Below are 17,761 nucleotides of genomic sequence, written 5' to 3'. Positions count from 1 at the left end.
ATGGACATCACCATGCGTACTGGCGCCATCACTATCCAGCGTAAGCACGGGCGACCACGCTGAGTCACATGAATCAGGAAATCGCCGAGCACAAGCTCCAGTTCAAGCTCCAGCTGTCCGCCACCCGTCGGGGCGCGCGTCTGGCGCGGCTTCTTGCGACGGAGGAGCTTCGCTCCTGGGGGCTGCCGTTCGAGGGGCCGGCCCATGTGATCGCCGAACTGGCCACGAACGCCGCCACGCACGGGCGCGTACCGGGCCGGGACTTCCGGCTCGTCATGGCGTCTGACGCGGACACGCTCCGTATCGAGGTGACCGATGTGCGCGGTGACCGGCTGCCGGTGCAGCAAGCCATCGGGCTACGGGAGTCCGGCCACGGCCTGATCGTCGTCGACGCGCTGGCCGACCGCTGGGGTACGACCCGGGGCCCGTTCCCCTGCAAGACCGTCTGGGCGGAGTTCGATCTGCCGATGTGGGGCCGATGAGGCAGCCGGCCGCCCGTCAACCGGAGGCCGGGAAACCGGACTTCGGTACGCCGCGCGCCGGTGTCTGGGCCCGTAAAAGAACCCATAACCCCAGGTACAGAAACCCTTCCCACCCAGCCCAACCCGGCCCGGTGCAGCCGTCGTCACTCACTTGGGTGATACACGACCGGAAGACTCGCTTCCGCAGCCGCCGCCCATGCACTCTCGGTGACAACAACCCCAAAAACCCGCAGACATGCGACGGCCCCCGGCCGGGACTGGCATCCCGATCGAGGGCCTGACCAACAAGGAAGAAGCACCTTCCCCATGGCTGAACAGCAGCTTAATGCGCCTGCGCGCGCCCAGTACGAGATTCGCCGATCCCCGCGTACGAACCCGTCCGGCGTCCACCAGGTCACCGAGTTCCAGGACCCCGGCTACACGATCGTCGGCAATCACCTCACCCAGCACCGTTCGCTGTCGGGCCTGGCGATCGGGCTCGGGGCGTACATCCAGTCGCTGCCTGAGGGCGCGCCGGTCGACATCCGTACGCTGGCCAAGCGGTTCCCGGAGGGGCGTGAGCGGATTGCCGCCGCCTTACGAGAGTTGGAGACCCACGGCTACCTGGAGCGGGTCCGGCGACGCACCGACGACGGGCGGCTCGTCACGCTCACGATCTCCTACAACAACCCGGCCGCCACCCGAGCCCGCCGCGCCCGCGAAACCGCCGCAGAGACGAAGCGCCGCACGGCCGTCGAACCACCCCGCCCTTCGCCGGACCCGGCCCCCACAGCCACTCCCGCCCCCAAACCACCCCACGTACGAACCAGCTCTCGCCCCGTACGAGCCGAGGCTCCTCGCGTACGAGCCGAAGCCCCGCACGTACGAGCCGAGCCCGCGCCACCACCACCCGGGCCGCAGCCTCACACCTCCGCACACCACGCCCCAGCCGCCGCCCTCCTCGCGAACCTCCGGCGGGACGATCCCCGCCTGCTGCTCTCCGTACGGGACATCCACCGGCTCACCCCACCCGTAGCCGCCTGGCTGGCGCGCGGTGCCTCCCCAGAGGCCGTACGCAGCGCCCTGACCACCGGCCTGCCACCCACCCTCCGCCACCCAGCGGCTCTGCTCGCCCACCGCCTCACAGAACTCCTGCCCCCACCCCTCCCCACGCCACAGCCGTCCGCCACCTCAGCCCCACCACCCCTCCAGACCTGCGACGGCTGCGACCGCGCCTTCCGCGCCCCGGCCCCGGGCCGCTGCCGCGACTGCCGCCACCCGGCGACAGAGCGGGGCGCCGCTTAGCGTGAAGCCGAGAACTCCGGCCGGCGCGTCGGCAGAAATGCCGACAGAGATCGACAGAGACAAGGAGCGAGCGTCATGGCCATGGCCCCCGATGACGCGCGACGGGACGCCCTTCGGTACCAGGCCATGCGGGAGTTCGTTCAGTCCATGGACGACACCCTTCCCGGCAAATTCGAGATCACGAAGGAAGGAATCGTTCACGACAAGACGGCGCCTGTCGGGCCTCATGAGCTGACCGCGCTACGTGTCCGGAAGGGCCTGGAGAAGGTGATGCCGGAAGAACTGGTGGCCCACACGGGGACCCCCGACGTGGAAAATCAGGCCGAGGGCATCATGCGCCGTCCTGACGTGATGGTGATCGCCGAGGCGGACATGGTGGTCGAGGGGTCCATCGACCCACGCGCACTCATCGCCGCCATCGAGGTGGTTTCCCGCTCCAACCCGGACAACGACTGGGTGAGCAAGATGCGCGACTATCCGCTGCTGGGCGTTCCGGTGTACGTGATCTATGACCCGCGCAGCGGCTCGGGCGCTGTGTTCACCGACATCCACCCGACGCCGACCGGCCCCCGTTATGCGACCCGTAAGGAATTCGTCTACGGCGAGGACGTGACCATCGGGGAGTGGACCATCCCGACGGAGGACCTGCCGCGTTACCCGTAGGGCCCCACCCGCAGCGCCCCACCCGTCGTGGCGCCGCCCGGAACAGGCTCCGGTCCCGCGTGCCTTCGAGATGGCTATCCCGGCGTACCGCAGCCCTTCACTCCCGCAGATATAGGGACATTGAGGATCAGTCAGCCGAAGTGCGGAGATCGACTGCACGTGCGAGTTTCACGGAATCATCATGCTCAAGATCCGCTGAATGGGGTTCCCTGAAGCGCATACCGACAAGTAAGTTCGTTCGTGAGTCGTAAAGAGAGCGCGGCATCTGACCCATGCTGCGCTCTGTGTAAGGAAGTTGAATCAGGGATATTCGGGGGCGAGTGAGGAAACCTGATGGCCAAGATCGCATTCACAGTTCTCTGGGCCGGCGTGCTGATGGTGGTGGACAGGGCGCTCGATGGCGTCACCTGGGCCCAGTATCTGGCGATATTCGCCCTTGGGGGAATCTACGCCTTTACCATCAACAAGCTTCCGGAGAGTCGGAACAAGAGCGCCTGAGCCTGAGAAGACCCTGAGGCGTAACGCTCTCGGCGTTACGCCTCAGGGGTTCCTACCTCAGTGGTAGCTCCGGATCGTGCCGGCGAAGTCGTTGTGATTCACGCCTGCGGGGATGGAGATGTAATCGCCGGTGCAGTTGCGCTTGAAGTAAGCGACGGCGGCATACCGGGAGCCCTCGTTCTTCATGGAGTGCGCACCGAAATTGAGGTTGACGCACACCGGAGGATTGTCCATTCCGCCTGAGCTCTCGCCCCTGTACCAGGTCTTCGAATAGAAGCAGGACTGCTTGGCCGGGCACTTGACGCTGTCAGCCTGGGCGGGTGCGGCCAGAGCCGTCATGCCGATGCCCGCCGCTGTAGCCAGGATGCCCGCAGATCGCGCCATACGCTTCGTCGTTCCCATGAACCTGTTCCCCTCGTTTTTCACTCGTGTCGTGGTCAGCGACACGAATAAACGTAGGGCCCAACAGCCCTGCCCAGCAAGGGTATTCGGCAAGGTCAATCTTGATCGTGGGGAATGTCGCGAACGTGGGAAATTCCGCCCAACTCGCCCGGCAGAGCCGGAGTCACGTCCCCCGGCTCACCAGCAACCGTCCCACTGACGCCTCCAATTCGGCGATGCGGTCGGCAAGGCGTTCCTTGTCGGAGCCTTTGGCGTCGCGCAGGAGGAGTTCCACTTCGGCGAGCTGGCCGGCGATTTCTGCGAGGCGGGAGGCGTCGCCTGCGGCGGGGGCCACCGGCTGCGGGGGCGGCTCGGGGGGCGGCTCCGGGGGTGCGGGGGCGCCGGGGACGTCCGTGGGGAGGGGAGGGTGCTCGGTCTGCCGGCCCGGTTCCCGGTGCTGCTGCGGATCCGGGTGTTCCTGGGGCGCCAGGGGAGAGGCCGGAGCCGAGGCCGACACCGTGGTGGCGGGCGGGGCCGGGGGCGCGCCCGTGTCCGTCCCCGTCGTGGCCGTCGACGCGGTCGTCGTCGCGGCGCCGGGTGGGGTGACGGGCGCGCCGCCAGGCGGGGCGCCCTCGCCTCGGGGCTGTTCGTCCGAGGTCAGCAGGCGTTTCAACTGTTCGGCCTGGGCGGCGAGTTGGCGGTTCTTGCGGTGCAGGTCCAGGAAGACGTTCACCTTGGTGCGCAGCAACCACGGGTCGAAGGGCTTGATGAGGAAATCGGCGGCGCCGACCGTGTAGCCGCGATAGGCGTAATTGGGGTCGACCGAGGCGCCGGTGAGGAGGATGATCGGGACGTCCTTGGTCTGGTCCAGGCCCTTGATATTGGCGGCGGTCTCGAAGCCGTTCATGCCCGGCATCAGTACGTCGATGAGCACCACCGCGAATTCCTCGCGGAGCATGGCCTTGAGGGCCTCTTCGCCGGATCGCGCCCGGACCACTTTCTGGGTGAGGGAGCCCAGAACGGCCTCCAGCGCGACCAGGTTCTCCTCCATGTCGTCGACGATGAGGATGCTGGATGAGGTGTCGGGTGTGGTCGTCATGATTCCTGCCCCGCCGTTCCCTGGTCGTCCTGGCCGCCGCTGCCCTCGGCGGCATGGGGGATATCGGAGGTATCGGAGTTATCGGGGATGGCGGGGATATCGGCGATATCGGGGTTGCCGGGACCGGAATGCGGTGACCGTTCACCGTGCTCCGGGTCGAGGAGGCGGCAGATCACGGACAGCAGCCGGTCCACATCGACCGGTTTGGGGATGTAGTCATTGGCCCCGCTCTCGATCGCCTTTTCGCGGTCGCCGGGCATGGCTTTCGCGGTGAGCGCGATGACCGGTAGGTCCGCGAATCGAGGCGCTTGCCGGATCGCCTTGATCATCTCGTAACCATCCATTTCCGGCATCATGATGTCCATCAGCACCAGCGAGACATCGGGCGTCCGGTCGAGGACTTCCAGGCCCTCGCGGCCGTTTTCGGCGTATTTCACGCTGATACCGACCCGGCCCAGTACATGCGTGAGCGCGAAGACATTGCGGATGTCGTCGTCGACGACGAGGATGCGGCGCTCGGCCAGCACCTCCCCGGCCCGGCCGCTGAGCCAGTCCTTGAGACGGGTGGTCTCCGGCCAGGTGACGTCGGCGCCGTCCGCGGGGTGCCCTCCCGCGGGGGCGGCCGGCTCGTGGTCCACCGGGGTGGGGAAGAGGTCACCGGCGGCCGCGGTCCGCTGGGGTTCGCGCTTGGCGGTGAGCTGTTCGGCGAGGACGGGACCGGACTGGGCGAGGCTGTCCGCGGGGCGGGTGGCGGCGGTGGGGCTCGGGGCAGGGAAGGGGCCCGTATAGCGCGCGGGCACATACAGGGTGAAGGTGGAGCCGACGCCCGGCTCGCTCTCCGCGATGATCCGGCCGCCGAGCAGCGCGGCCATATCGCGGCTGATGGAAAGGCCGAGGCCGGTGCCGCCGTATTTGCGGTTGGTGGTGCCGTCGGACTGCTGGAACGCCTCGAAGATGCCGTCGAGTTTCTCCGGCGAGATACCGATTCCGGTGTCCTTGACGGAGAGGGCGATGACATCGTCCGCGGTGCGCAGGGAGTCCTCCTCGAAATCCGTGCCTGGTACGCGCTGGACGATGAGTTCCACACCGCCGGTGGAGGTGAACTTCACCGCGTTGGACAGCAGATTGCGCAGGATCTGCTGGAGGCGCTGTTCGTCGGAGAAGAGTTCCTTGGGGACGTTCTCGCCGACCGTGACATCGAAGGTGAGACCGCGGTCGACGGTGAGGGGACGGAAGGTGGCGCGGACGTAGTCGAGGAGTTTGATCAGCGGCAGCGCCTTGGGGTGCACATCCATCCGGCCGGCCTCGATCTTCGACAGATCGAGGATGTCGTTGATGAGCTGGAGCAGATCGGAGCCCGCGCGGTGGATGGTGACGGCGAATTCCACCTCCTGCGCGGAGAGCCGGCCGTCGGGATTGTCGGCGAGCAGCCGGGAGAGCACCAGCAGGGAATTCAGCGGGGTGCGCAGCTCGTGCGACATATTCGCCAGGAATTCCGACTTGTACTGCGACGAGGTCGCGAGCAGGGCCGCCTTCTCCTCCAACTCGGCGTTCGTCAGCTGGAGTTCATCGGAACGCTGGCGGAGCTCGGCGGTCAGCCGCTGGGATTCCGAAAGCAGGGATTCCGTACGGGAGTTGGCGATAATGGTGTTGATCGAGACGCCGATGGTGTTCACGAACTGGTCGATGAACGCGAGGTGCACTTCGCTGAACCGGCTGAGGGAGGCCAGCTCGATGACGCCGAGCACCTGGTCCTCGAAGAGCACGGGCAGGATGACGATGCTGGCCGGGGCGGCGGCGCCGAGGCCGGAGCTGATGGTGATGTAGTCCGGCGGGACGGCCTCGACGACGATGCGTTTCTTCTCCGTGGCGGCCTGGGTGATCAGGCCCCATCCGGGGGTGCCCAGCCGCATCGGCGGCAGCGAACGGCGGCCCTCGGGGTGGCCGGTGCCGTAACCGGCGATCAGCTCCAGGCCCTCACCCGGCTCGGCGCCCGCCTCGGCCAGGAAGAACGCGCCGAACTGCGCGTTCACCAGCGGCGTCAGCTCGCGCAGGATCAGATCGGCGACCTCGACCAGGTCGCGGTGGCCCTGCATCAGGCTGGCGATACGGGCCAGGTTCGACTCCAGCCAGTCCTTCGCGCGGGTGGTCTCACGGAGGTTGGCCACCATCAGATTGATGTTGTTCTTCAGGGCGGCGACCTCGCCCTGCGCGTCGACGGTGATCGAGCCGGACATATCGCCCTGGGTGACCGCGCTGGCCACCTCGGCGATCGCCCGGACCTGCGTGGTCAGGTTCAGCGCCAGCTCATTGACGCTGGTGGTCAGCCGCTTCCAGGTGCCGTAGACGCCCTCGACCCGGGCCTGGCCGCCGAGCTGCCCTTCACTGCCGACCTCACGGGCCACCCGGGTCACCTCGGACGAGAACGAGGACAGGGTGTCGACCATCGTGTTGATCGTCGTCTTCAGCTCCAGGATCTCGCCGCGCGCGTCCACGTCGATCTTCTTGGACAGATCGCCCTTGGCGACGGCGGTGGCGACCTGGGCGATGTTGCGGACCTGGGAGGTCAGGTTGTCCGCCATGGAGTTGACGTTGTCGGTGAGGTTCTTCCAGACGCCGGAGACGCCATGCACCTGCGCCCGGCCGCCCAGCCGGCCCTCGGTGCCGACCTCGCGGGCGACGCGGGTCACCTCGTCGGCGAAGGCGCGCAGCTGCTGGACCATCGTGTTGACGGTGTCCTTGAGCTCCAGGACCTCGCCGCGCGCGTCCACGTCGATCTTCTTGGACAGATCGCCGTTGGCCACCGCCGTGGTCACCTGTGCGATGTTGCGGACCTGGGATGTCAGGTTCAGCGCCATGAAGTTGACGCTTTCGGTGAGGTCTTTCCAGACCCCGGAGACGCCTCTGACCTGGGCCTGACCGCCCAGGTTGCCTTCGGTGCCGACCTCGCGGGCGACGCGGGTGACCTCGTCGGCGAAGGCGGAGAGCTGGTCGACCATGGTGTTGATCGTCGACTTGAGTTCGAGGATCTCGCCCTTGGCCTCGACGGTGATCGTCTTGCCGAGGTCGCCTTCCGCGACGGCGGTGGCGACCAGGGCGATATTGCGGACCTGGGTGGTCAGGTTGTCCGCCATGAAGTTGACGCTTTCGGTGAGGTCTTTCCAGACCCCCGATACGCCTCTGACCTGCGCCCGGCCGCCCAGCCGCCCTTCGGTGCCGACCTCGCGGGCGACGCGGGTGACCTCGTCGGCGAAGGCGGAGAGCTGGTCGACCATGGTGTTGATCGTCGACTTCAGTTCGAGGATCTCGCCCCGGGCGTCCACGGTGATCTTCTGGCTCAGGTCGCCGTTGGCCACCGCCGTGGTCACCTGAGCGATGTTGCGGACCTGCCAGGTCAGGTTGGACGCCATGAAGTTCACGTTGTCGGTGAGGTCTTTCCAGACCCCGGAGACGCCTCTGACCTGCGCCCGGCCGCCCAGCTGGCCCTCGGTGCCGACCTCACGCGCGACCCGGGTCACCTCGTCGGCGAACGCCCGCAGCTGGTCCACCATCTTGTTGACGGTGAGCTTCAGCTCCAGCAGCTCGCCGGTCGCCTCCACCGTCACCTGCTGGGTCAGGTCGCCGGTGGCCACAGCTGTCGTGACCACGGCGATGTCCCGCACCTGCGCCGTCAGCCGGGACGCCATGGTGTTGACCGCCTCGGTCACATGCAGCCAGTCGCCGGAGAGCCCCTGGACCTTGGCCCGGCCGCCCAGCCGGCCCTCGGTGCCGACCTCACGCGCGACCCGGGTGACCTCGCCGGTGAACAGCGACAGCTGGTCGACCATGCGGTTGACGCCGTTGCCCAGGCGTCGGAGGTCGCCACGGAGCTGGCGGTTGCCGTCGTGCAGATCGACCCGCTGGGTCAGATCGCCGTCGGCCACGGCGTCCAGCACCCGGGTGGCCTTGGCGAGCGGGACCACCAGCGCTTCGAGCACGGTGTTGGCCGCCTCGATGTTCGTCGTCCAGGTCCCCTGGCCGGGGCTCGCCGAGATCCGCTCGTCCAGCCGGCCCTGCCGGATGATCTCGCTGCGGACGCGTTGCAGCTCGGTGGCGAGATGGGCGTTGCGGGCGATGATCTGGTTGAAGACGCCGGCCATGTCGGCCAGCACCCCGTCCGTGGAGCCGTCGGCCGGCGAGGTATCCACCTGCGTGGCGAAGTCCCCGTCGCGCAGCGCGTTCATCGCCGCGAGCAGCGGCCGCAGCTCACTGGTGCGTACCCACTGGCCGTCGGGTGGGGGTGTGGGGGGCTGGGCGGGCTCGGTCCGTTCGGACGACGACGGCGCGGAGGGCTTGGAGGGCTGAGCGGGCTCGGGAGGCTCGGGCCGGGCCGGGTCGAGCGCCATGGCACACCATCCCCCAGACATCGAAGCGGGGAAATCCCATCGGGCAGAGTGATCAATTTGGGCAGGTATGACATAGTATAAAGCGCTTGTAATCACTTTTTCCCGGCTTATCCAGGGGGCGCAGTGGTATCGCTGTCCTCCCCGCACACGACGGAATCCGTGTCCCGGAAAGGGCTGCCCGCGAACCAGCTCGCGGCCGCCGGCGCACGTAAATTCGTGCGCGCGCTGCTCACCGAACGGGCGGCCGCGCCACCCGCCACGGCAGGGCCCGGCGCGGCGGCGATCAACGCGGAGCTGATCCACGACGCGGTCCTGCTCACCAGCGAGCTGGTCACCAATGCCGTGATGTACGCCGGTACCGAGATCGATGTGACCTGCCGACTGGAGCACGACCAGGAGCCCGACGGGGGCGACGGGGACGGCGGGGCGCGCCGCCGGGCCAGGCTGGGCCTGGTGATGGAGGTCTCCGACCGGCATCCCGCCCGGCGGGTACGCGGCGGGGTGGACGCCCGCGCCGGAGAGCCGGGATACGGGCTCCAGCTGGTCAGCGCGCTGGCGGAGTCATGGGGCGTGACCTACCGCAAGTCCGTGAAGACCGTGTGGTTCCGGCTGGAGTCCACCGAGGGGCAGCCCGGAACGATCAGCTCCGTGCCCCAGCCGGCGGCGTCGCGGGCCGCCGAGCCTCCCGCCCCGGCGGCCCAGCCGGTGGCCCAGCGCCGCCGCCCGCACGGGTACGCCGCCGAGTGGGCCGACCGGGGCGGCCCGTCCTTCCTCGCCGAGACCAGCGAACTGCTGGCCGGGCAGCTCGACCAGGACATGGTCACCGCGCTCGCCGCCCAGCTGCTGGTGCCCCGGCTCGCCGACTGGTGCGCGATCTGGCTGACCACCGAAGGCGGCGGGATGCAGCTGTCCCGGGTCTGGCACATCGACGAGCGGCGGATCACTCCGCTCCGCGCCGACCTGGAGATGGACCCGCCGTCCGACGTCATCCGCACCGCCGGCACCCCCTGGCCGTGGCCGGAATGCGCCGGTGTGACCTCCTCGGGCGGGTCCGCGCTGGCCTTCCCCCTGGTCGCCCGGGACACCGATCAGGGGATGCTGCTGCTCGGCCGGGCCGGGCACCTCCAGATGACCGACACCGTGGTGCGGATGGTCGAGGATGTGGCCCGCCGGGTCGCCCAGGCCGTGTACACCGCCCGTCAGTACACCCGGCAGACCACGATCAGCCTGGCGCTCCAGCGGCGGCAGCTGCCCGCGACGCTCGCCAGTATTCCCGGCGTCGACACGGCGATCGTGTACGAGCCGCACGGCGAGGGCCAGACCGTCGGCGGCGACTTCTACGACGTCTTCCCGATGGGCCACCGGCGCTGGTGCTTCCTGCTCGGCGACGTACAGGGCAAGGACCCCGAGGCGATGTCCGTCACCGGTCTGGCCCGCCACCTGGTGCGGCTGCTGGCCCGCGAGGGGCATGGCGTCGAATCGGTGCTCGGCAGGCTGAATCTGGCCATGGCCGAGGAGAGCGCGGAGGCGGTGGAGCTCGGCGGCGAACAGGCCAGCTCCCGCTTTCTGAGCCTGCTGTACGGCGAGCTGGAGGTCGATCCGGGCACCCCCGGCGCCCGCTGCACGGTCGCCACCGCCGGCCATCCGCCGCCGCTGCACATGTTCGTCGACGGCAGGGTCGAGGCGGCCTCCGACCCCCAGATGCTGCTCGGTATCGACGAGGGCACCGAATTCCAGGCCAGCTCCTTCATCCTCGCCCCGGGCGAGACCCTGCTGTGCGTGACCGACGGCGTCACCGAACGCCGTTGCGGCAACTGGCAGTTGGACGACAACGACGGCCTGATCGAGGTACTCCGGGACGGCACGGGCCTCGGCGCCAAGGCCCTCGCCGAGCATGTACGCCGCGCCGCCCACGACTTCGGCACCGGCCCGGTCGAGGACGATCTCTCCGTACTGGTCCTCCAGGCGGTGACACCGGTGGCCGATCGGCGCCCGTGAGCACCGGGCCGGGCCGCCGGTGTCCGGCGGCCGGCGCCGCGCCCTCAGACCCCGCCGCCGGCCTGGGTGGCCACCGGCCGCCCGCCACCGGAGATCACGCCCCCGCCCATCCCCCCTACGGGGTCGAACTGCCCGCCGAACAGCGGGCGGCCGAGGGCGGGGGCGTCACCGGCGGCCCGCGCCGCCGGTGCGTTCGTGGACGCCGCCTGAGCGGTGCCGCAGGCGAGAACGCTGACACCGCCCAGGGCAGCAATGACAAGGCAACGACCGAGGTGGGGGCGCATATGACGCTCCTGTCAGAAGAAGGAACCGGTAATCCGGACGCCCGCCAGCGTGCTGCTCCGCCGGGACACGGCACAAGCAACGTGCCGTAGGGGCCATCCCTCCGGGTGAATGGCCGCCACTGGTGCTTTGACCTGGGGGAATGGCGGACGGCCGGCGCGGCGGCCGACGAGGCCGCACGGCGGTTCGACCCTTAGGGGTCTGTCACCTGGGGTGAGCGGGCAAGAACACACCCCCGAGGTCGTGACATACCGAGCGGTATGCGTCGACAATCTCAGCACCATTACCCGCCCGTACACAGCGGAGGCACCCGGTGCTCAGCACGATGCAGGACGTACCGCTCACCGTCTCGCGAATCCTGGCCCACGGGTCGACGGTTCACGGCGAGTCGCAGGTCATCACCTGGACCGGGGGAGATCCGCACCGGCGCAGCTTCGCCGAGATCGGGCGCCGGGCCGCGCAGCTCGCCCATGCGCTGCGCGATGAGCTGTCCGTGGCCGGTGAGGAACGGGTCGGGACGCTCATGTGGAACAACGCGGAGCACATGGAGGCGTATCTGGCGATCCCCTCCATGGGGGCGGTGCTGCACACCCTCAATCTGCGGCTGCCCGCCGAGCAACTGGTGTGGATCATCAACCACGCCGAGGACCGCGTCGTACTCGTCAACGGCACCCTGCTCCCGCTGCTCGCCCCGCTGCTCCCGCAGCTGCCGAACCTCCGTCACATCGTCGTCGCGGGCCCCGGCGACCGGTCGGTCCTCGATGGCGCGCAGGCCCGGGTGCACGACTACGAGGAGCTGATCGCCGGACGCCCGGAGAGCTACGCCTGGCCGGAGATCGACGAGCGGGAGGCCGCGGCGCTCTGCTACACCTCCGGGACCACCGGCGACCCCAAGGGCGTGCTCTACAGCCACCGTTCGCTCTATCTGCACTCGATGCAGGTCAACACCGCCGAGGCGTTCGCGCTCAGCTCCCGCGACATCACCCTGCCGGTCGTGCCGATGTTCCACGTCAACGCCTGGGGTCTGCCGCACGCCGCGTTCATGGCCGGCGCCTCGCTGCTGATGCCGGACCGCTTCCTGCAGCCCGCGCCGCTCGCCGAGATGATCGAGACCGTCCGGCCCACCATCGGCGCCGCCGTCCCCACCATCTGGCAGGGCCTGCTCGCCGAACTCGACGCCAAACAGCGGGATGTGGCGTGTCTCCACACGGTCGTCATCGGCGGCTCCGCCTGCCCGCCTGCCCTGATGCGCGGCTTCGAGGAGCGGCACGGCATCCGCGTCGTGCACGCCTGGGGCATGACCGAGACCTCCCCGCTCGGCAGCGTCTCCCACCCGCCGGCCGGCGTCAGCGGAGACGAGGAGTGGGGCTACCGGGCCACCCAGGGCCGCTTCCCCGCCTCCGTCGAGGCGCGGCTGATCGGTCCCAGCGGTGAGCGGCTGCCCCACGACGGCCGCGCCGCGGGCGAGCTGGAGGTCCGCGGGCCGTGGATCGCGGGCGCCTACTACGGCGGCGCGCAGGGCGAACCGCTGTGCCCCGAGGACAAGTTCAGCCCCGACGGCTGGCTGCGCACCGGCGATGTCGGCACCATCACCCCGAACGGCTATCTCACGCTGACCGACCGCGCCAAGGACGTCATCAAGTCCGGTGGCGAATGGATCTCCTCGGTCGAGCTGGAGAACCATCTGATGGCGCACCCGCACGTCGCCGAGGCCGCGGTGGTCGCCGTCCCGGACGACAAGTGGGGCGAGCGGCCGCTGGCGACGGTGGTGCTCCACCAGGGCGCGACCATCGGCTACGAGGAGCTGAAGGCGTTCCTCGGCGAGCGGATCGCGCGCTGGCAGCTGCCGGAGCGGTGGGCGGTGATTCCGGCGGTGCCCAAGACGAGCGTGGGCAAGTTCGACAAGAAGGTGCTGCGGAAGCAGTACGCGGAGGGGGAGTTGGATGTGACGTTGCTGGCGTAGGGCGTCCCCTGGGGGGCGTCCCCTGGGGCATCCCGTAGGGAGTCCTCTAGGGCGTTCCTTAGGAGGAGAGCCCAGCGAGAGCCCGTAGGAGACAGCCCGTAGGGGGCCCGTTGGTCCGGGTCCCCTACGGGGCGGTCAGTTCGCGTACGGGGCGGTCAGTTCGTACCGATCTTGGCGAGCAGGTCGACGATCCGGGCCTGTACCTCGGCGCTCGTGGAGCGCTCCGCCAGGAAGAGCACCGTCTCACCGGCCGCCAGCCGGGGCAGCTGCGCCGGGTCCATGTCGGCGGAGGTGTAGACGACCAGCGGGGTGTGGTCGAGCAGTCCGTTGGCGCGCAGCCAGTCGACGATGCCGGCCCGGCGCCGCCGCACCTGCATCAGATCCATCACGACCAGATTCGGCCGCATCTGCGTCGCGAGGGTGACCGCGTCGGCATCCGCGCCGGCCCGTCCGACCTGCATCCCGCGCCGCTCCAGCGACATGGTCAGGGCGCCCGCGATGTCGTCGTTCTGCTCGATCAGCAGCACCCGCGGCGGGTGCTGCTCACTGTCGCGCGGGGCCAGCGCCTTGAGGAGCACGGCCGGATCGGCGCCGTACGCGGCCTCCCGGGTGGCCTGCCCCAGACCGGCGGTCACCAGTACGGGGACCTCGGCCGCGCCCGCCGCCTGGCGCAGCGACTGCAGCGCTGTACGGGTGATCGGCCCGGTCAGCGGATCGACGAAGAGCGCCGCCGGGTACGCGGCGATCTGGGCGTCCACCTCCTCGCGGGAGTTGACGATCACCGGGCGGTAGCCGCGGTCGCTCAGCGCCTGCTGGGTGGCGACATCCGGCGCCGGCCAGACCAGCAGCCGGCGCGGATTGTCCAGCGGCTCCGGCGGCAGCTCGTCGTCCATCGGCATCGGCTGACGGTCCATCACCTCTATGGCGCCGTTCGGGCCGTCCAGCGGCTCGGGGCCCTCGCTGCCCTCGTCGGGCGCGGAGATCGCAAAGGCCCGCCCCTCGCTCGCGTCCATCAGATGCGGCTGCGGGTGCTGCGGGTGCGGCGGCTGGGCCGGGGCCTGCGGATGGGGCTGCGGCTGCGGCTGGGGAGCACCCGGGTGCGAAGGCGCCCCGGCCGGGGCGGACTCGGCGGCCGTCGCGCGCCGGTCCTCCTGCGGGGGCGCGGCGAGCTTACGGCGGCGGCCCGAACCGGCGGACGTACCACCGGGCGGGGTGCTGCCGGGCGGCACCGGCGGGCGCTGCTGATCGGCGATCTGCTGGGCGAACGGCACGCCCTGCCCGAGGGTGCGCACGCTGAACGCCCGCCCCTGGGAGTGCCCCGCGGCGAACCCGTCGTCCTCGGCGGCCGGCGGCAGCGGCTGACGGTGCGGCGTGGCGGCGGGCCCGGCCTGCGGAGGCACGGGCGGCGGGCCCGCGGCCTCCTCGGCGGGGCTGGGGCGGCCACGGCGACGGCCGGTGGGGGCCTGCGGGGCCTGCGGGCTCTGCGGGTCCTGAGGCGCGACGGGTGCGGGCTGCGCCGCCTCGGGCGACTGGGGGGCACCGGCGTCCGCTGCGGGGGCGCTGCCGGGCGCCGTGCCGCCGTCCGTGCCCGTCGCCCCGTCCGGTCCGGTGGGCTGTGCCACGAGCCCCTCCGGGCCCGCGACGAAGGTGCCGGACGACTCGGCGTCGGCCATCGCGGCCGCCGCGCGCTCCTCGGCCGCGGCCCGTCTGGCCCGCCGTCTGCCGGTCGGCTCGCCGTCCCACTCTCCTTGCGGCGCACCGGAGCTGACGGCCCCTTCGGGCGCGTGCACCGGCTGCCCTGGCTGTCCCGGCTGTCCCGGCTGTCCCGGCTGTCCCGGCTGTCCCGGCTGCCCGCCGGGCACCGCCGCTGCCTCCGGGCCACCGGCCACCGGCCGACGTGCCCTACGGCGTCCCGTACCGGTGGCCTCCTGCGGACCGGCCGACTGCGCGGGCACCTGGTCCGCGGTCGCGGGCAGCGCGGACGCCGACGCCGACGATTCCGGGGTCCGGTCCGCGGCGGCGGGCGGCAGCGCGAAGGCGGTACGCGCACCGGCCGACTGCTGCGCCCCGGAGGCCGCGGCTGCCCTTTCCCGCTCACCCGGGGCGGTCCGTTCACCGTTTGCGGTCCGCTCGGGAGCCTCGGCCAGCGCCCGGCGCGCCCGCCGCCCGCCCGTCTGGACGGGTGCGAGCCCCTGCGGCCCCGGGGGCGGCGTCTGGCCGGGGACAGCGGCCTGCCCCGGAACATGCGGCCGGCCCGGCGCCGGAGTCTGCCCCGGAGCCGGGCTCTGACCTGGAATCTGTGGGATCGCCTGGGCAGGCGCCGACGCGGAGGCCGGCACCGGCACCGGCCCACCGGCCGACGACATCCCGGGCCCCTGCGGACCGGCAGTCTGTCCCTGGCCCTGAGGCCCGGCCGCGGGCCCCTGCGGACCGCCCGCCGGACCTCGGCCCTGCGTCCCCGCCGCGATCCCCTGCTGCTCCGGATGCGGGCTCGCCCCGGAGGGGAGCGCGGGCAGCCCGCCGCCCTCCGTCGCCCCCTGCCGGGCCCGGCGCCGCCCCGTCGGCGGTACGGCCTCGGCCCCCGCCATACCGGGCGGCAGCCCCCGGCCGTCCGTGACCGGGCCACCCTGGGCACCGTGCACGGCATCACCCTGCACGGCATCACCGTGCCCGGGGCGCGCCCCCGTGCCGCCGTCCACTACACCCGGGCCCGCCATACCTGGGCCCGCCACACCTTGCGCACCGTCACCAACGGCACCATGCGACACATCGGCCCCGCCGGAACCGCCCGGCCCGACCGGATGCCCGCCCTGCTCCGCACCCGAGTGCCGCGCCCGCCGACGCCCGGTCGGCTGCGCTCCACCCGCCTGCCCCGGAACCGCCGCACCGGCCTCGGCACCACCGCCACCGAGCGGCTCACCGGACCCACCGGTCCCGCCGGACCCACCCGGCCCGCCGCCGTCACCACCGGAAGGGCCCTCGCCGCCCTCGCCGTCCGCGCCGCCCTCGTGCCCGTCGTGCCCCGCGTCGTCCGGCCCCTGGCCGCCGTTGCCCGCGGCCGCCGCGTTGCCCTGCGTGCCGCGCGCACGGGCCGCCGGAACCGGCATCACCGTCGTCTCATTGCCGGTCGGCACCTCCGCCCCGGCCGTCGCGCCGTCCGGGGACGTGCCGTCCGCCGCCACCGGCAGCTCCAGCACATACGCGCTGCCGCCCGCGCCGGGCCCGCCGCCGGGCACCTCATGCGTCTGCATCAGCCCGCCGTGCTTCCGCACGATGCCGCGGACGATCGGCTCATGGACCGGGTCGCCGCCACCGAACGGGCCGCGCACCTCGATCCGTACGACATCACCGCGCTTGGCCACCGCCACCACGATCGTCGAATCGCCGGGAACCGGTCCCGAACCCGCGCCCACGGCAGCCTCACCGGCCGGCATCCGGCCCGTCGAGTCCACCCCCGCGACATCCGCGATCAGATGCGACAGCGCCTGAGCGATCCGCTCCGCGTCGACCGTCGCCTCTATCGGCGGCGCATGCACCGCGAACTGCGCCCGGCCCGGCCCGATCAGCTCGATCGCGCCCTCGACACCCGCCGCGATCACGGCGTCCAGGGAGACCTTGGTGCGGTTGAGCTTCTCCTTGCCGGAGTCCAGCCGCTGATAGCTCAGGACGTTGTCCACCAGCGTCGTCATCCGGGCATGGCCGGCCGCGAGGTGGTGCAGGATCTGATTCGCCTCGGGCCAGAGCTGGCCCGCCGGGTCGGAGGCGAGCGTGCCCAGCTCGCCCTTGAGCTCCTCCAGCGGCCCGCGCAGCGCCTGGTCGAGCACCGCCAGCAGCTGGCTGTGCCGGGCCGCCAGCGCATCGAACTTGCGCCGGTCGGTGAAGGTCATCACCGCGCCGACGAGCTGATCGCCGTCCCGCACCGGCGCCGTCGTCAGATCGACGGACACCGACCGGCCGTCCTTCGCCCACAGCGCCTGCCCGCGCACCCGGTGCTTGCGCCCCGACTTGAGCGTGTCGGCCAGCGGTGTGTCCTCCCATGGCAGCGACGAGCCGTCCGCCCGCGAGTGATGAATGAGCGGATGCAGCTCCTTGCCGCCCAGCTCGCTCGCCCGGTAGCCGAGGATCTGCGCCGCGGACGGATTGACGAGCACGACCTTGCCGTCGGCGTCGACCCCGACCACACCCTCGGCCGCGGCCCGCAGAATCATCTCGGTCTGCCGCTGCTGACGGGCCAGCTCGGTCTCGGTGTCCAGCGTCCCGGTCAGATCGCGGACCACGAGCATCAGCAGCTCATTGCCCGTATAGCCGTTCCGGTGATCGGCGTACGCGGCCTCGAAGGCGGACTCGTACGGCGTGCGGCCGTCCTCAAGATTGGCGCTGGTCACCTCGACCAGCAGCTCGGTCCCGTCCGTACGCCGCGCGACCATCCGCGTCGGCTTCGTCCGCGTGCGCTCTTCCTCCTCGTCCCGGCGCCGCATGGACCCCGGGATGCGCTTGGAGTCGAAGGACGGCAGCAGATCGAGCAGCCCGCGCCCCACCAGGGCCGTGCCCGGCGCCTCGAAGGTCTCCAGCGCGATGGTGTTGGCGTTGACGACCGTGCCGTTGCAGTTGACGAGCAACAGCGCGTCGGGGAGGGCGTCGAGTATGGCTGCGAGGCGAGCAGCGCCTCGGGATGGCCTGCTGCTCACGACGACGCTTCCTCCCTGTTACCGCACCTTGCCGATCC

At 70.9% G+C, this 17,761-nt stretch carries 11 protein-coding genes; 6 read left to right on the top strand and 5 right to left on the bottom strand.

The window, feature by feature from the left end; translation table 11 throughout:
• The first annotated feature begins 68 nt into the window (after positions 1-68).
• The 4 genes from STRTU_RS16810 (at position 69) to STRTU_RS16795 (ending at position 2,927) form a co-directional block, all read left to right on the top strand.
• Complete coding sequence (locus STRTU_RS16810; protein ID WP_159744253.1) at positions 69-482, top strand: ATP-binding protein; 414 nt, start codon at positions 69-71, stop codon at positions 480-482.
• 306 nt (positions 483-788) lie between these two features.
• On the top strand, positions 789-1,766 hold the full coding sequence (locus tag STRTU_RS16805; RefSeq protein WP_159744252.1) for a helix-turn-helix domain-containing protein: 978 nt from the start codon (positions 789-791) through the stop codon (positions 1,764-1,766).
• Positions 1,767-1,841: 75 nt separating this feature from the next.
• Complete coding sequence (locus STRTU_RS16800; RefSeq protein ID WP_159744251.1) at positions 1,842-2,429, top strand: Uma2 family endonuclease; 588 nt, start codon at positions 1,842-1,844, stop codon at positions 2,427-2,429.
• A 333-nt stretch (positions 2,430-2,762) separates the two neighbouring features.
• Positions 2,763-2,927 (top strand): hypothetical protein, encoded by a 165-nt coding sequence (locus STRTU_RS16795; RefSeq protein WP_167539164.1) that lies wholly within the window; start codon positions 2,763-2,765, stop codon positions 2,925-2,927.
• 57 nt (positions 2,928-2,984) lie between these two features.
• On the opposite strand, the gene STRTU_RS16790 is transcribed toward STRTU_RS16795, so the two are convergent.
• The 3 genes from STRTU_RS16790 to STRTU_RS16780 all read right to left on the bottom strand — a co-directional run bounded on the left by STRTU_RS16790 (position 2,985) and on the right by STRTU_RS16780 (position 8,792).
• Positions 2,985-3,329: a peptidase inhibitor family I36 protein gene (locus tag STRTU_RS16790; RefSeq protein ID WP_159744250.1), complete on the bottom strand. Its 345-nt coding sequence runs from the start codon at positions 3,327-3,329 to the stop codon at positions 2,985-2,987.
• 163 nt (positions 3,330-3,492) lie between these two features.
• Entirely contained in the window at positions 3,493-4,407 is a 915-nt protein-coding gene (locus STRTU_RS36170; RefSeq protein ID WP_159744249.1) for a response regulator, read from the bottom strand.
• Positions 4,404-8,792: a HAMP domain-containing protein gene (locus STRTU_RS16780; protein ID WP_371873604.1), complete on the bottom strand. Its 4,389-nt coding sequence runs from the start codon at positions 8,790-8,792 to the stop codon at positions 4,404-4,406. The genes STRTU_RS36170 and STRTU_RS16780 overlap by 4 nt, the downstream gene beginning before the upstream one ends.
• 159 nt (positions 8,793-8,951) lie before the next feature.
• On the opposite strand from STRTU_RS16780, the gene STRTU_RS16775 reads away from it, so the two are divergent.
• Positions 8,952-10,790, top strand: coding sequence for a SpoIIE family protein phosphatase (locus tag STRTU_RS16775; protein WP_246240654.1), 1,839 nt, complete (start codon positions 8,952-8,954; stop codon positions 10,788-10,790).
• Positions 10,791-10,834: 44 nt separating this feature from the next.
• On the opposite strand, the gene STRTU_RS16770 is transcribed toward STRTU_RS16775, so the two are convergent.
• The gene (locus tag STRTU_RS16770) at positions 10,835-11,074 is read right to left on the bottom strand and encodes a hypothetical protein (RefSeq protein WP_159744247.1); all 240 of its coding nucleotides are present in this window, start codon (positions 11,072-11,074) and stop codon (positions 10,835-10,837) included.
• 311 nt (positions 11,075-11,385) lie between these two features.
• Between STRTU_RS16770 and STRTU_RS16765 the strand changes: the two genes are divergently transcribed.
• Positions 11,386-13,035 (top strand): long-chain fatty acid--CoA ligase, encoded by a 1,650-nt coding sequence (locus STRTU_RS16765; RefSeq protein WP_159744246.1) that lies wholly within the window; start codon positions 11,386-11,388, stop codon positions 13,033-13,035.
• Between the two features lie 155 nt (positions 13,036-13,190).
• Here the strand turns inward: STRTU_RS16765 and STRTU_RS16760 are convergent, their stop codons facing one another.
• Positions 13,191-17,723: a PAS domain-containing protein gene (locus STRTU_RS16760; protein WP_176604213.1), complete on the bottom strand. Its 4,533-nt coding sequence runs from the start codon at positions 17,721-17,723 to the stop codon at positions 13,191-13,193.
• Positions 17,724-17,761: the final 38 nt, after the last annotated feature.

The organism is Streptomyces tubercidicus, from assembly GCF_027497495.1.
GTDB classification, from domain to species: Bacteria; Actinomycetota; Actinomycetes; order Streptomycetales; family Streptomycetaceae; genus Streptomyces; species Streptomyces tubercidicus.
The sequence above is the reverse complement of the archived record's forward strand: the minus strand, read 5'-3'. Positions and strand labels throughout refer to the sequence as shown.